At 73.7% G+C, this 14,490-nt stretch carries 10 protein-coding genes; 6 read left to right on the top strand and 4 right to left on the bottom strand.

Annotated features, from left to right (window positions below; translation table 11 throughout):
• Positions 1–29: 29 nt before the first annotated feature.
• From HDA33_RS08585 to HDA33_RS08575, 3 genes are read left to right on the top strand one after another with little or no spacing between them, the layout of a single operon-like run.
• Entirely contained in the window at positions 30–800 is a 771-nt protein-coding gene (locus HDA33_RS08585; protein ID WP_184172532.1) for a CDP-alcohol phosphatidyltransferase family protein, read from the top strand.
• Entirely contained in the window at positions 797–1,591 is a 795-nt protein-coding gene (locus tag HDA33_RS08580) for a 1-acyl-sn-glycerol-3-phosphate acyltransferase (protein ID WP_184172530.1), read from the top strand. The genes HDA33_RS08585 and HDA33_RS08580 overlap by 4 nt, the downstream gene beginning before the upstream one ends.
• 19 nt (positions 1,592–1,610) lie before the next feature.
• Positions 1,611–2,597: a phosphatidate cytidylyltransferase gene (locus HDA33_RS08575; RefSeq protein ID WP_184172528.1), complete on the top strand. Its 987-nt coding sequence runs from the start codon at positions 1,611–1,613 to the stop codon at positions 2,595–2,597.
• Positions 2,598–2,680: 83 nt separating this feature from the next.
• On the opposite strand, the gene HDA33_RS08570 is transcribed toward HDA33_RS08575, so the two are convergent.
• Positions 2,681–4,561 (bottom strand): alpha/beta fold hydrolase, encoded by a 1,881-nt coding sequence (locus tag HDA33_RS08570; protein ID WP_184172526.1) that lies wholly within the window; start codon positions 4,559–4,561, stop codon positions 2,681–2,683.
• Positions 4,562–4,774: 213 nt separating this feature from the next.
• Positions 4,775–5,833, bottom strand: a complete 1,059-nt coding sequence (locus HDA33_RS08565) for a 3-methyladenine DNA glycosylase (RefSeq protein WP_221432985.1) — start codon at positions 5,831–5,833, stop codon at positions 4,775–4,777.
• A 245-nt stretch (positions 5,834–6,078) separates the two neighbouring features.
• Here HDA33_RS08565 and HDA33_RS08560 point away from each other — a divergent pair, with 245 nt between their 5' ends.
• Positions 6,079–9,657 carry a S8 family serine peptidase gene (locus HDA33_RS08560; RefSeq protein ID WP_338104309.1) on the top strand — a complete coding sequence of 1,193 codons (3,579 nt, stop codon included), beginning with the start codon at positions 6,079–6,081 and terminating at the stop codon, positions 9,655–9,657.
• A 235-nt stretch (positions 9,658–9,892) separates the two neighbouring features.
• Here HDA33_RS08560 and HDA33_RS08555 read toward each other — a convergent pair whose 3' ends face one another.
• Positions 9,893–11,179 (bottom strand): aspartate kinase, encoded by a 1,287-nt coding sequence (locus HDA33_RS08555; RefSeq protein ID WP_184172522.1) that lies wholly within the window; start codon positions 11,177–11,179, stop codon positions 9,893–9,895.
• A 222-nt stretch (positions 11,180–11,401) separates the two neighbouring features.
• On the opposite strand from HDA33_RS08555, the gene HDA33_RS08550 reads away from it, so the two are divergent.
• Together HDA33_RS08550 and HDA33_RS08545 are read left to right on the top strand one after the other, a co-directional pair.
• Positions 11,402–12,409, top strand: a complete 1,008-nt coding sequence (locus HDA33_RS08550) for an ABC transporter ATP-binding protein (RefSeq protein ID WP_184172520.1) — start codon at positions 11,402–11,404, stop codon at positions 12,407–12,409.
• The gene (locus tag HDA33_RS08545) at positions 12,406–13,668 is read left to right on the top strand and encodes an ABC transporter permease subunit (protein ID WP_184172518.1); all 1,263 of its coding nucleotides are present in this window, start codon (positions 12,406–12,408) and stop codon (positions 13,666–13,668) included. Before HDA33_RS08550 ends, HDA33_RS08545 begins: the two co-directional genes overlap by 4 nt.
• A gap of 154 nt (positions 13,669–13,822) precedes the next feature.
• Here HDA33_RS08545 and recR read toward each other — a convergent pair whose 3' ends face one another.
• Positions 13,823–14,422 (bottom strand): recombination mediator RecR, encoded by a 600-nt coding sequence (gene recR / locus HDA33_RS08540; RefSeq protein ID WP_158493386.1) that lies wholly within the window; start codon positions 14,420–14,422, stop codon positions 13,823–13,825.
• Positions 14,423–14,490: the final 68 nt, after the last annotated feature.

The raw sequence follows: 14,490 nt of genomic DNA, 5'->3' as shown, positions 1-14,490 counted from the left end.
GCCGTCGTCGAGGGACCGAGGAGCCCGCCATGCCCGGCCCCCAGGGCACCGACCGCCGAGCCATCCCGCAGCGATCCACCCGGTGGGCCGCCCGCCTGGCCGACCTCATGCACGCCGCCGGGCTGACCCCCAACCGGGTCTCGGTGGGCTCGGTGCTGTTCGCCGCCGTCGGCGCGGCCGCCCTCGTGGCCGCCGGGCACGCCGCCACGGGGGACGGCGCGCGGGCCGGCTGGCTCGTGCTGGCCGCCGCCTGCATCCCGCTGCGGCTGCTGCTGAACATGCTGGACGGCATGCTCGCGGTGGAGAAGGGACTGCACAGCCCCACGGGCGACCTGTTCAACGAGGTCCCGGACCGGGTGGCGGACGTGCTCCTGCTGGCGGGCGCGGGCTACGCCGCCGCCGGGGCGTGGCTGGTGCCGGGCTGGGGCCCCGGGCTCGACGTCGGCGTCCTCCTGGGGTGGACCGCGGCGGCCGCGGCGGTGCTCACCGCCTACGTGCGCTCGCTGGGCGCGGCCAACGGCGTGGGGAACTTCTTCGAGGGCGTGCTGCCCAAGCCGCACCGCATGTGGGTGCTGGCCGCCGCGTGCCTGCTGAGCCTGCTCGAGCCGCTGCTGCCCGTGCCGCGCGGCACGGTCCTCGCGCTCGCGCTCGCGGTGATCGCGGCGGGGTCCGTCCTCACCGTGGCCCGGCGGCTGCGGCTGATCGCCGCGGCGCTGCGCGAGCGGGCCGACGCTGCCCCGGCCCGTCCCGCCGGCGAGCGGACCGCGGGCCTGCCGACCGACGGCGGCGAGCGGGCGTGAGCGCCCTCGCCGCACGGGCGCGCGCCGGGCTGGCGCACGCGGTGCTGGCCGTCGCGGGCGCCCGGATCCACGCGCCCGGCCCGGACGGGGCCGAGGAGGCCGAGATCACCCGGGAGCGCCTGGCCGCGCTGCTGCCCCGGCAGGCGGTGTTCTACGCGAACCACACCTCGCACCTGGACTTCGTGACCCTCTGGGCGGTGCTGCCGCCCGCGCTGCAGCGGCGGGTGCGGCCGGTGGCCGCCGCGGACTACTGGGGCTCCGGGCTGCGGCGCCGGGTGGCCGAGGGCCTGTTCCACGCCTACCTGGTGGAGCGCGGCAAGACGCGCCGACGGGGGCCGGGCGCCGCCTCGGGCTCCGGGGTGAGCCCCGACGGCGGGAGCCAGCTCGAGGGCATGCTGGAGATCCTGGCCGGCGGCGACTCGCTGATCATCTTCCCCGAGGGCACCCGCGGCTCCGGCGAGGACGTCGCGCGGTTCCAGCGGGGCCTGCACGCGCTCGCCGCGGCGTTCCCGCAGGTCCCGGTGGTGCCGGTGTCCCTCGTGAACCTCGGCCGGATCCTGCCCAAGGGCGAGCCGATCCCGGTGCCGCACCTGTCCACCGTGAGGTTTCACCCGCCCCTGGACCCGCCGGAGCCGGCCCGCCCGCCGGGACCGGGCGCGCCGGCGTCGGGAACGGCCGCGACCGACGCGCCGGAGCCGGGCCGCGGGGAGGACGAGGCGGCCCGCACGGCCTGGCTCGAGCGGGCGCGGGCCGTGCTGGAGCAGGACCTGTCCGCCTCGCTGCGGGGCTGAGAAGACCAAGGAGGACGCGATGGTGGGACTGCTCGGGGCGACGGCCGGAGGGCTGCTGCTGGGCGTGGTGGGGGTGCTGGCGGCCGCCAGCGTGATCGCCGCGGTGCTCAGGGCGCGGATGGGCGCGCGGAATCCGGAGCTGATCGGCAACCTCGTGCAGCGGATCGGCGCGTGGTGGGCGATGGTGGCGGTGCTGGCCGCCGTGCTGGCGCTGGGGGAGACGGCCACGCTGCTGCTGTTCCTCGTGCTGACCTGGCTGTCCCTGCGCGAGTTCCTCACCATCAGCCCCACCGGGCGGGCGGACCACCGCACCCTGGTGTGGCTGTTCTTCGTGGTCACCCCGTTGCACTACTGGTTCGTGTGGGAGCACTGGTACGGGATGTTCTCCGTGTTCATCCCCGTGTACGCGTTCCTGTTCCTGCCCGTGCGCGCGGCGCTGGCCGGCCGCACGGAGGGGTTCCTGCGGCGGGCCGCGGCCGTGCAGTGGGCGGCCATGGTGTGCGTGTACGCGGTCTCGCACATCCCGGCGGTGCTGCAGCTGCCGGTGGCCATGGAGCACGGCCGGCACGTGGCCGAGGGCAGCGCCCCCGGGTCCGGCGGCGAGGCCGGCGCCCTGCTGCTGCTGTTCCTGCTGCTGGTGGTGCAGGGCTCGGACGTGTTCCAGTACGTGTGGGGCAAGACCCTGGGCCGCCGGCCGATCGCCCCGTCCGTGTCCCCGAACAAGACCTGGGAGGGCTTCGTGGGCGGGGTCCTCACGGCCACCGCGCTGGGGGCGGCGCTGTCCTTCCTCACCCCGTTCCCCTGGTGGGTGGCGGCCCTGTTCGCGTTTGTCTCCTGCCTGCTCGGCTTCGGCGGCGGCCTGGTGATGTCCGCGATCAAGCGCGACCGCGGCATCAAGGACTTCGGCTCCCTCATCCCCGGCCACGGCGGGATCATGGACCGGATCGACTCGCTGGTGTTCGCCGCGCCGGTGTTCTTCCACCTGGTCCGCTTCTTCTACGCCTGAGCCTCTTCCGCACGACGACGCCGCCCCGGCCCGCCTCCAGGGAGGCGGCGGACCGGGGCGGCGTCGTCGTGGACCGCTGGGGATCAGCGCTCCAGGAAGGCCTCCACGTCCGGGGTCACGGCGCGGGAGTCCAGCAGCTGGCGCTCGATGGCGTCCAGGGTGATCCGGTTGGCCTCACGGACGGCGTCCGTGCGCATCGAGATCTTGATGTCGCCCTTGTGCGTCGGAGTGCCGGCGACCTGGTGGGTCTGCGTCTCGCCCGGCAGCGGGTGCGCCTCGCAGAGGGACTTCTCGGCCGGCATCTCACCGGTCAGGAAGTAGTCGCGGATCGGGGCGTCCACGCACGCGGTGCCGTACGGGAACAGGCCGTGCGTGCCCTCGTTGTCCACCGAGATCAGGGAGGTGTTGCGCAGCACGCCGGCGGCACGGTGGCCGCCCTCGTACGGGGTGGCGGCGTCCAGCTCGGACTGCACGATCACGGCGCTCGGGGTGTCCTTGCCGCCCGGCTGGGAGGGCATGGAGGTCTGGGCCGGCCAGTACATGCACTCGGACGGGCCCATGAAGGCGGCGATCCACGGGGCCTTGCGGCCGAGGTCGTTCACCCACGAGGTCCAGTAGCCCTGCGAGGTGTTCCACTGGCCGTCCTGGCAGCGGATCGCCGAGAACGCGCCCTCGAAGGTGACGGCGTCTCCGGCCTGGGTGGCGGCGACGAGCTGCTCGCGCTCGCCCACGGTCTCCAGGCCGCGTGCGGCGAAGCGGTCGAAGGAGTCGCGCTCCTCGGCCGGCAGCGACGCACGGGCCTCGGCCAGGATGCGCTCGATCTGGGCGCGCTGCCCCGCGGGGTCCGTGGCCGCGGTCTCGGACTCCATGATGCGGATGTAGGCGGCGATGACCGCCCCGGCGCTCATGTACTGGGAGGTGTCGTACATGGCCGGCAGCAGGAACGAGCCGGCGACGATCATGCCGAGCTGCGTGCGGGTGCCGCCGCCGTCCTCCCAGCGCTGCCGGATCTGCATCGGGTCGTCGCCGAGGAAGTAGAGCTCATCATGCCGGGCCACGTAGGGGAGCATCGCGTCCTGGAACTGACGGTCGCGGGAGCGCGGCTGCAGGTCCCAGGTGGTCTGGAGGCCGTCACGGGAGACGTCCACGGCGGAGTCCAGCAGGAACCGGTGCGCGTGCTGCGGGAAGACGCGCTGGTACCAGCTGCCCAGCCAGGTGCCGTACGAGTAGCCGATGTAGGAGGTCTTCTCCTCGCCCAGGACGGCGCGGATGAAGTCCATGTCGTACACGGTCTGCTCGGTGGTGATGTACGGGGTGAGCTCGTTCTCGAGGCACGCGTCCACCTGGGCCTTGGTGTCCTGCCAGATGTCGTGCTCGGGGTTCGGCGTGTAGGTGCACTCCAGGGCGGTGGACTGGCCCACGCCGCGGGGGTCGAAGCCGATGAAGTCGTACTGCTCGGCGAGCTCGGGGGCGCGCTCGGCCATGGCCGGGCCCCACGGCAGGCCGGAGCCGCCGGGGCCGCCGGGGTTCACGAGGGCGATGCCCTGGCGGTCCGGGTTGCCCTTCGAGGTCTCGGTCTTGGCCACGCGCACGGTGATGGTGTGCCCGTCCTGCGGGTCCTTCCAGTCGCGCGGCACGGTGACGTCGGCGCACGCGGTGCCGGGGATCGCCCCGAAGCGGGTGTTCAGCGCGGGGCTGCCGAAGTCGCAGGCCTCCCAGGCCAGCTCCTGGTCCAGCAGGTGCGGGGCGAGGGCGGCGGCGTCGTTGACCTGGTTACCCCGGGTGGTGGAGAGGTCGTTCGAGCGGGCCTGGCCCTGCGATGCGGAGGACTGGCCGTTGCCGTTGCCGTTGCCGTTGCCGGGCGCGGAGAGCGCGGGGGCGGCGGCGCTGATGGTCAGGGCGGCGGCGGCCGCGACGGCGGCGGCCAGGGTGGTGCGGCGGCGGGTGGGTGCGGTTCTGGTCACGTCGATCCTCGAGCCTCTCGGTGCGGGTGTCAGCACGGGCGGGGCCGCCCGCGCGCAGCGCGTGACCGACCTCACATCCTGTACGCCGTCCATGCTAGCCATGCACGCCGCCTGGACGTCCAGCCGGGGCCCGGGCGCGCCCCGGAGAGGCGCCTGCGCGGCCCTCGCGCGCGGCCCTTGCGCGCGTGGCCGCGACCCTGCGACCCCGCCCCGTCAGTCCCGCGCGTCGTCCCCGAGCAGCGGCGCGAGCGCCGCGAGCAGCCGGGCCCGCAGCGCCTGCCCCCGGTCGGCGAACCCGCGCTGGGCGCGCACGTACTCGGCCCGACCCTCCGGCGTCTCGATCCGCACCGGCGGGTAGTCGCCGCCGGCCAGGTCGGTGACGCCGCGCAGGTCGTACGGGGAGGCGCGCATGTCCAGGGCGCGGATGTCCCAGGCCAGGTCGAAGCAGTCGGCCACCAGGTCCGAGGACACCCACGGCAGCAGCTTGTACGCCCACTTGTAGAGGTCCATCCCCGCGTGCAGGCAGCCCGGCTGCTCCATGTCCCGCATGCCGGCGCGGGTGGGCAGGACCCCGTCCGCGCCCTCGTTGAGACCGCGCGCCTCGGGCGCGAAGAACCGGAACGCGTCGAAGTGGGTGCACCGGATCCGCTGGGACTCCACCACCGCGTCGGTCCCCTCGGCGCCCAGGCGCAGCGGCAGGCGGGAGTGTCGCACCCCGTGCAGGTCCGAGCGGTAGGCCATCGCCCACTCGTGCAGGCCGAAGCAGCCCAGCCGGGCCGGCCGGGCGGCGGTGCGCTCCAGCAGCTCGGCCGTGAAGGCGATCCCCGTGGCCCGGTCCGCCGTGAAGGCGTCCGCGTCCACGGTCCAGCCGACCGTCGGGCGCCCGTCCGGCTCCGCGCCGGGGATCTCGCCGGCTTCCGTGGTCCGCAGGTGCCGCCATCCGCCGCGGTGTGGGGCGCCGTCCCGCTCGGCCTCGGCGGCCGCGGCGGCGCCGTCGGGATCGGCCAGCACGACGCCGGCCCCCGGATGCCAGCGCGCCAGCGCGGCGGGGGAGTGCGTGTAGTAGCCGAACAGGAAGTCCTGCACCGGATGGCGCTCGCCGCGCCCGTGGAGCTCGAGAAGCGGCGCCGTGCGGGCCTCGATGCGCTCGCGGTGGGCGGCGGAGCGGGCGAGCCACTCCTCGGGGCGGAGCACGACGACGGCGGTCGGGTCCGTCGCGTCCGTCGGGGCGGTGCGGGGGACGGCGGGGGAGGGGGAGGGGCGTCCAGGCATGTCCGCCCCATTCTCCCCCACCGCGGCCGGCCGGGCCGCGTCCGGCTGACGTGGGAGGACTCCGCGACGCGTTCAGGAGATGTTCAGGTGAACGGGTGGACTCCCAGGGTCCGCCCAGGTAGCGTGCTGACATCACTTGTGAGCACTGTCACGCACCCCTGTGTCCCAGGCGGCTCTGCGTGCCGTTCGCTCGCCCGTTCCGCGCCGTCCGGCGTGAACGGACCCCCAGGAGGAAAGGTGTGGTCGTGATCCAGCACCCCCATCGTGCCCGCAGATTCCGGGCACTGGCCGCCGCCGTCTCCGGCGTCGGCCTGATCGCGGCGCCGCTCGCGGCGCCGGCCTTCGCCGCCCCGGCCCAGGAGCTGCAGGTCAGCTCCGCCCAGGGCGAGGCGAAGGTGACGGAGTCCTTCGAGGACGGCCGGTACTTCGTGGTCCTGAAGGGCCAGCCGTCCGTGACCTACTCCGGCGGCGTGGAGGGCTTCGCGCCCACCGCCGCCGAGGGTGAGAAGTTCGTCGTGGACCGCCCCGAGGTCGCCAAGTACGAGCAGCACCTGCGCGTCGAGCAGGAGGCCGTGGCGTCCGTCGCCGGCGCCGAGGTCGGCATGCAGTTCAGCCGCGCCCTCAACGCCTTCGTCGCCGAGCTGACCGCGGACCAGGCGCGCTCCCTGGAGAAGGACGAGCGCGTGCTCGCCGTCGTCAAGGACGAGCAGCAGGCTCCGGACTACAGCTCCTCCGAGTTCCTCGGCCTGCCCGGCCCGGACGGCACCTGGAACTCCACCTACGGGGGTGCGGAGAACGCGGGCAAGGGCGTCGTGGTCGGCGTCATCGACACCGGCATCCACCCGGACAACCCCTTCATCGAGGGCCAGCCCCTCCAGCCCCTCTCCGGCAGCCCCGTGGTGGGCGAGCCGTACCTCACGCAGGACGGCCGCGCGGCCGTGCTCAAGGCGGACGGCTCCACGGCCTTCGCGGACTGCGAGACCGGCCCGGGCTTCCCGGCCGAGTCCTGCACCGACAAGCTCATCGGCGCCTACGCGTTCTCCGACGACTTCGAGCAGTTCGTGCCGGTGAACCAGCGGCACCCGGAGGAGCGCATCTCCCCGCTGGGCGTGTTCTCGCACGGCACCCACGTAGCCACCACGATCCTGGGCAACACCGACGTGGAGCAGGTCATCGACGGCACCTCGTTCGGCGTCGGCAACGGCGTCGCCCCGGCCGCGAACCTGATCTCCTACAAGGTCTGCTGGGAGGACAACGACCCGAACACCGGCGGCTGCTACGGCTCCGCCTCCGTGGCCGCCGTCGAGCAGGCCATCGAGAACAACGTGGACGTGCTGAACTACTCCATCTCGGGCAGCAACACCACGATCGTGGACCCGGTCGCCCTGGCGTTCCGCGCCGCGGCCGAGGCCGGCATCTTCGTGGCCGCCTCCGGCGGCAACTCCGGTCCCACGGCCAACACGGTCAACCACTCCTCGCCGTGGCTCACCACCGTGGCCGCGGAGACCTTCTCCAACGAGCTCACCGCCACCGTGGAGTTCGAGGACGGCACCAAGTACCGCGGCGCCTCCTCCGCCGGCACGGGCGTGGGCCCGGCCGAGGTCATCCACGCCTCCGAGGTGGCCTCCGGCGACGCCGAGGCCGCGCGCCTCTGCCTGCCCGGCTCGCTGACCGCCGAGGCCGCGGACAAGATCGTGCTCTGCGAGCGCGGCCAGAACGCGCGCGTCGAGAAGTCCGAGGTCGTGGCCGAGGCCGGCGGCATCGGCATGATCCTGGTCAACACCCCGACCGGCTCCCTCGACGCGGACGTGCACTCCGTGCCCACCGTCCACATCAACGACACCGACGGCGTGATCGAGAAGGTGAAGGCCAACGACCTCACCGCCACGATCGTCCGCGGCGACACCACGGGCCTGCCCCAGGACCCGCTGCCGCAGATCGCCGGCTTCTCCTCCCGCGGCCCGTCCAACGCCGTGAACCAGGAGTTCCTGAAGCCTGACGTCGCCGCCCCCGGCGTGAACGTCATCGCCGGCGTCTCGCCGCTGGATCCCGACTACAACGGCAACGAGTTCGGCCTGATGTCCGGCACGTCCATGGCGTCGCCGAACCTGGCCGGCATGGCCGCGCTCCTGGTCGGCAAGGAGACCGACTGGTCGCCGATGGCCGTGAAGTCCGCCCTGATGACCACCGCCGGCGACGTGTACAACGCCGACGGCTCCGTCAACGCGGACAACTTCGCCACCGGCGCCGGCTCCGCCGACCCGAAGGCCGCCGCCCGCCCGGGCCTGGTCTACGAGTCGGACGCCCGCCAGTGGGACGGGCTCCTGCTCGGCGAGATCGCCGGCCGTGACGTCAACGTCCCCTCCGTGGTGATCCCGGACCTCGTCAACGACGCGACCGTGACCCGCACCGTCACCGCCACCCAGGCGGGCACCTGGGCGTTCGACGCGGACGTCCCGGGCTTCGAGATCACGGCGTCCCCGTCCACCGTCTCGCTCGCCGAGGGCGAGTCGGCCGAGGTCACCCTGACCGTCACCCGCACCGACGCCGAGCTCAACCAGTGGGTCCACGGCTCCATGTCGTGGGTGCGTCCGGCCGCCCAGTCCGTCACGTCTCCCGTGACCCTGCGCGCCATGGCCGCCGACGTCACCTCCCATGTGGAGGGCCAGGGCCCCTCGGGCTCGACCACCGTGGAGATCACCCCCGGCTTCACCGGTGAGATGACCCCGTCGATCGTCGGCCTGGCCAAGGCGGAGACCTCCGAGACCACCAAGGTCCCGGGCGCCAACGCCTCCACGGTCGAGAACGCCTCGAGCATGGTCCGTGAGGTCACCGTGGGCGAGGGCGTCGAGGCCCTCAACCTGTCCATCACCGCGGGCGCCTCGTCCGCGGACTGGGACCTGTACGTGATCACCCCCGCCGGTCGCCAGATCTCGGCGGCCACCGCGGCGGCGTCCGAGTCGCTGACGATCAACAACCCGGCTCCGGGCCGCTACCTCGTCATCGGCTACCTCTACAGCACCGCTGACGGCGGCCCCGACACCGCCACCTTCGAGTCCCTGCAGCTCACCGGCGACGCCGGCAACCTGACGGTGACCCCGAACCCCGTGCCGGTGACCAGCGGCCTCGAGACCGAGGCCGAGCTGGCCTGGTCCGGTCTGACCGAGGGCGTCTGGCGCGGTGTCGTGACCTGGGCCCCGGGCGTGACCACCACGGTGACCGTCACCGTGGGCGCCGGCGGCGGTCCGGTGGACCCGACGCCGGAGACCTGTGACGTCGTCGACTTCCGCGACAACCCGGAGGGCTCGCAGTACTACAGCGCCGTGCGCTGGATGCAGTGCGAGGGCATCACCACCGGCTTCGCGGACGGCACCTACCGCAAGCACGCGGACATCTCGCGCGGCCAGTCCCTCGCGTTCATGCACCGCTACCTGGATCCCGAGTTCACGGCTCCCGCCACGTCGCCCTTCCGTGACGTCGAGGTCGGCAGCACGTTCTACGAGGCGATCACCTGGGCCGCCGCCACCGGCGTGACCAAGGGCTACTCGGACAACACGTTCAAGCAGTACCAGGACGTGACCCGTGCGGAGTTCGCCGCGTTCGTGTTCCGCGCCGTGGGCGACGAGGACTTCCAGGTTCCGGCCGAGTCCCCGTTCACCGACCTGATGCCGGGCCAGACCCACTACCAGGCCATCACCTGGATGGAGTCCGAGGGCCTGCTCAAGGGCTACCAGGACGGCAGCTTCGGAGTGGCCAAGCCCATCACCCGAGGTGAGGTGGCCGTCATCATGGAGCGCGTCGACGCCATGATGCAGGAGGGCTGACGCCGCCAGGCGTGAGTCGATCCTGACCCACCAGGAGGGCCCCCGGACCGCGAGGTCCGGGGGCCTTCCCCCTGCCCGGCCCCCCGCTTTCGCTCGGGGAATCGTCGCTTCCATCCCGGAATGCCGGGATGGAAGCGACGGAATCCCGAACGAAAGTCTCCTGACGAACGACGCCGGCCCCGCACCTTCACGCTGAAGGTGCGGGGCCGGCGTCGTGGTGGGCGGGGGGACCCGCTCAGCGGCCGGTGCCGCCGTAGACGGTGGCCTCCTCCTCGGCGTCCAGGCCGAAGGCGGTGTGCACGGCGCGCACGGCGTCGTCCAGCTTGTCCTCCGCGGTGACCACGGAGATGCGGATCTCCGAGGTGGAGATCAGGTCCACGTTCACGCCGGCGTCCGAGAGGGCCTTGAAGAACGTGGCGGAGACGCCCGGGTTCGAGCGCATGCCGGCGCCGACCAGGGAGAGCTTGCCGATCTCCTTGTCCGAGACGATGTCCTGGAACCCGATCCGCTCCTGAGCGGCGCGCAGCGCGTCCATCGCGTCCTTGCCCTCCACGATGGGCAGGGTGAAGGAGATGTCCGTGGTGCCGGAGCCCTCGCGGGAGACGTTCTGCACGATCATGTCGATGTTCACGTTGGACTCGGCGATCACGCGGAAGATCTCGGCGGCCTTGCCGGGCACGTCCGGGACGCCGACGATCGTGACCTTGCCCTCGGAGCGGTCGTGGGCGACGCCGGAGACGATGGGCTGTTCCATGGGAGCGCCTTCCTTCAGGGTGATGGTGTCGTTCGGGTCGGGCATGATCCAGGTGCCCTCGTGGTCGGAGAAGGAGGAGCGCACGTGGATCGGCACGCCGAAGCGGCGCGCGTACTCCACGGAGCGCAGGTGCAGCACCTTGGAGCCGGACGCGGCCATCTCGAGGGTCTCCTCGGAGGAGAGCTCGGTGAGCTTGCGGGCGGAGGGCACGACGCGCGGGTCCGCGGAGTACACGCCGTCCACGTCCGTGTAGATCTCGCACACGTCCGCGCCGAGCGCGGCCGCCAGGGCGACGGCGGTGGTGTCCGAGCCGCCGCGGCCCATGGTGGTGATGTCCTTGGACTCGGGGCTGACGCCCTGGAATCCGGCCACGATCGCCACGCCGCCGGCGTCGAGGGCCTCCTGCACGCGGTGCGGGTTGACCTTCACGATCCGGGCGCGGCCGTAGGAGGTGTCCGTCATCATGCCGGCCTGGGATCCCGTGTAGGAGCGGGCCTCGACGCCCTCGGCGTGGATGGCCATGGCCAGCAGGGACATGGAGATGCGCTCGCCGGCGGAGAGGAGGATGTCCATCTCGCGGGCGGGGGCGTCCTGGGTGAGCTCGGCGGCGAGGTCGAGCAGCTCGTCGGTGGTGTCGCCCATGGCCGAGACCACGACGCACACCCGGTGGCCGGCGCGCACGGTGTCCGCCACGCGCCGCGCCACCCGCTGGATGCCGGCGGCGTCGGCCACGGAGGAGCCGCCGAACTTCTGGACGATGAGACTCATGGGTCCCTCCGGACGGTCAGGGGTCGGTTCGGGGTAAGTCTAGGACCGCCCCGGCCCGCCGGTCCGCTCTGTGAACGCGGCGTTCGCATGGTGGGATGGCGCGCACTCCGCGCCACGACGACGGCATCCGGCCCGGCATGCGACCGCGGTCCGGCCCCGGCGGGGCCCGGATCATCCCCTGGGTGGATCCGCCCGGCCCGGGCCGGCGCGCACGATGGGGCCATGACCGCGACAGCTCCCCCTCCCGCCGCCCCCGCCACGGGCGCGGCCCCCCACGACGGGGTCGTGGCCCACGGCCTGGCCCGCTCGTTCGGAGACGTCCACGCCGTGCGGGACGTGTCCCTGACCGTCCCGTCCGGGTCCGTGACCGCCCTCGTGGGCCCCAACGGCTCGGGCAAGACCACCCTCATGCTCCTGCTGGCCACCCTGCTGCGCCCGGACGCCGGAGCCGTGACCATCGGCGGCGTGGACGCCGTCCGCGAGCCCCAGGAGGCCCGCCGTCGGCTGGGCTGGATGCCGGACACGCTCGGCGTGTGGGAGTCCCTGACCTGCCGGGACATCCTCACGAGCCTCGGCCGGCTCTACGGCATGGGCGCCGCCGAGGCCGCGGCCCGCGCCGGGGAGCAGCTCGAGCGCGTGTCCCTCACCGAGTTCGCGGACCGCCCCGCGCGCGTCCTCTCCCGCGGCCAGCAGCAGCGCCTGTCCCTGGCCCGCGCCACGGTGCACCGCCCCGGCGTGCTCCTGCTGGACGAGCCCGCCAACGGGCTGGACCCCGCGGCGCGCATCCGCCTGCGGGACGACGTGCGCGCCATGGCCGCCGAGGGCACCGCCATCCTCGTCTCCTCCCACGTGCTCGCCGAGCTCGAGGAGATGTCCGACCGCGCCGTGTTCGTCCGCGAGGGCGCCACGCTGTCCACGCAGGAGTTCCGGGAGGACGCGGCGCAGACCCGCCCCTACCGCATCGCCGGGCCCGCCTCGGCCCGCCCGGACGTGCTCGTGCGGGCCCTCGAGGCCCGCGGCCTCGCCGTCGAGCCCGCCGCCGCCCACGGCCAGCCGCGCGCCGGCGTCGTGGTGGGGCTGCGCGGGGAGACCGCCGCCGCCGAGCTGCTGGCGGACCTGGTGCGCGAGGGCGTGCCGGTCAGCCACTTCGCCCCCGAGGGATCGCGCCTCGAGAACGCCTACCTGGGCCTGCACCTGGACCGGGACACCGCCAAAGGAGACCGCCCGTGAGCACCGTCGTCGCCGACCCGACCCGTCAGGGCCCGCCGCCGCTGCGCCCGCCGGGGGGCGGACGCCTCAGCACCGCCTCCGCCGTGCGCACCGTGGTGGGCATGGAGCTGCGCCAGCGGCTGCGCTCGCGCGGCTGGTACGTCCTGCTGGGCGTGTTCTTCCTCGTGGTGGGCGCCGTGACCCTCGGCGCGCTCGGGCTGCGCGCCACCACCCTCGGCGACCTGCAGAGCCAGGGCATGGACCCGGCCGCCGCCGAGGTGCAGATGCGCTCCGCCGGGCAGTGGCTCTTCGACGGCGTCCTGCTGTTCGTGCTGACCCTGTCCCTGCTCGTCTCCCCGGTCCTCGCCGCCAACGCGATCTCGGGCGACCGGGCCGGCGGCACGCTCGCGATCACCCAGGTGACGCTGCTGCGCACCGGCCAGCTGATGGCCGGCAAGTGGATCGCGGCCTGGATCGCGTCGGCCGCGTTCCTCGTGGCGGCGCTGCCCTGGCTCGCCGTGGCGGCCGTGGTGGGGCGGGTCTCGCCGCTGTTCGTGCTCGTGGGCCTGCTGATGATCCTCGTGGAGTTCGGCGTCATCACCGGCATCGGCGTGGCGGTCTCGGCGATCGCCGGGCGCACGCTGTTCGCCGTCGTGGTGACCTACCTGATCGTGGCCGCGCTGAGCATCGGCACCATGGTGGCGTTCGTGCTCTCGCTGCAGTTCCTGCAGACGGACGTGCGCGCCAACATGCCGGAGCACGACGGCATGACGATGGCCGACCCCCTCGAGGGGCAGGACGTGGAGAACATGACCCAGGCGGAGATCGACGCGGCCTGGGCCGAGTGGGAGCGGCAGAACCCGGACGCCTACGACGGGATCGCCGACGCCTGCGTGGGCCCGGTCGGGGTCCAGTCCGTGCCGGACCCTCGCCGCGTCGGCTGGCTGCTGGCGGCGAACCCGTACGCCGTGCTCGCGGACGCTTCGCCGTGGGAGCCCACGGGCGCGTCCATGCAGTTCACCCCGGACACCGGGCCCCTGAACATGATGTCCGCCGCGCTGCGCCTGACCCAGCAGGACCCGGCCGAGACCACCGAGTGCCTCGACGGGCAGCTGCGCCGCATCGACACGACCTCCGTGCCGGACCGCGAGGGCACCTGGCCCGTCTGGCCGCTCGGCCTGGCCATGCAGGCGGCGCTCACCGGCGGCCTGCTGTGGTGGGGCCACCGCCGCCTGGACACCCCGGCGGGCCGCCTGCCCGCGGGCACCCGCGTGGCCTGAGCCGCGCCCGGCAGGCCCGGCCGGTGCGGGTCAGGTCGGGACCAGGCCCGGCCGGTGCGGGTCAGGTCGGGACCAGGCCCGCGACCAGGCCCGGGGACGACGACGCCGCCCGCCCCTCGCCGGGGGCAGGCGGCGTCGTCGTGGTCCGAGGGCGTCAGCCGCTGATGAGGCGGCGTCCCTCGAAGGCGCGGCCGAGGGTCACCTCGTCCGCGTACTCGAGGTCCCCGCCCACGGGCAGGCCGGAGGCGAGGCGGGTGACGCGGATGCCGGTGGCGCCGAGCAGCCGCCCGAGGTAGGTGGCCGTGGCCTCGCCCTCCAGGTTGGGGTCCGTGGCGAGGATGACCTCCTGCACGGCCTCGTCCTGCAGGCGGGTGAGCAGCTCGCGCACGTGCAGCTGCTCCGGGCCGATGCCGGCGATCGGATTGATGGCGCCGCCGAGCACGTGGTACCGGCCCTGGAAGGCGCGCGTGCGCTCCATGGCCATGACGTCCTGGGACTCCTCGACCACGCAGATCTGGGAGGCGTCCCGGCGCTCGTCCCGGCACAGGGAGCACACCTCGTCCTCGGACACGTTGAAGCACACCGAGCAGAGCCGCACCTTGTCCTTGACGGTGCGGATCGCGTCCGCGAGGCGCAGCATGTCCTCCCGGTCCGCCTCCAGCATGTGGAAGGCGATGCGCTGGGCGGACTTCGGCCCGATGCCCGGCAGGCGGCCGAGCTCGTCGATCAGGTCCTGGACCGCGCCCTGGTACATCCGTCTCCTTCGTCTCCCCGTCCCTGCGCCGGGGCCGGTGCCCGGGCGCGGCCGCCGGTGCCGGCGAC

This window comes from Micrococcus endophyticus (genome assembly GCF_014205115.1).
GTDB lineage: Bacteria > Actinomycetota > Actinomycetes > Actinomycetales > Micrococcaceae > Micrococcus > Micrococcus endophyticus.
Note: the sequence above shows the minus strand (reverse complement) of the source record. Positions and strands in the feature narration are given on the sequence as shown.

What these genes read in the sequence shown, in the direction of transcription:
- HDA33_RS08585 (WP_184172532.1), top strand. Translation starts at nt 30, where the DNA reads ATGCCCGGCCCCCAGGGCACCGACCGCCGAGCCATCCCGCAGCGATCC.
- HDA33_RS08575 (WP_184172528.1), top strand. Translation starts at nt 1,611, where the DNA reads ATGGTGGGACTGCTCGGGGCGACGGCCGGAGGGCTGCTGCTGGGCGTG.
- HDA33_RS08565 (WP_221432985.1), bottom strand. Translation starts at nt 5,833, where the DNA reads ATGCCTGGACGCCCCTCCCCCTCCCCCGCCGTCCCCCGCACCGCCCCG.
- HDA33_RS08555 (WP_184172522.1), bottom strand. Translation starts at nt 11,179, where the DNA reads ATGAGTCTCATCGTCCAGAAGTTCGGCGGCTCCTCCGTGGCCGACGCC.
- HDA33_RS08550 (WP_184172520.1), top strand. Translation starts at nt 11,402, where the DNA reads ATGACCGCGACAGCTCCCCCTCCCGCCGCCCCCGCCACGGGCGCGGCC.
- recR (WP_158493386.1), bottom strand. Translation starts at nt 14,422, where the DNA reads ATGTACCAGGGCGCGGTCCAGGACCTGATCGACGAGCTCGGCCGCCTG.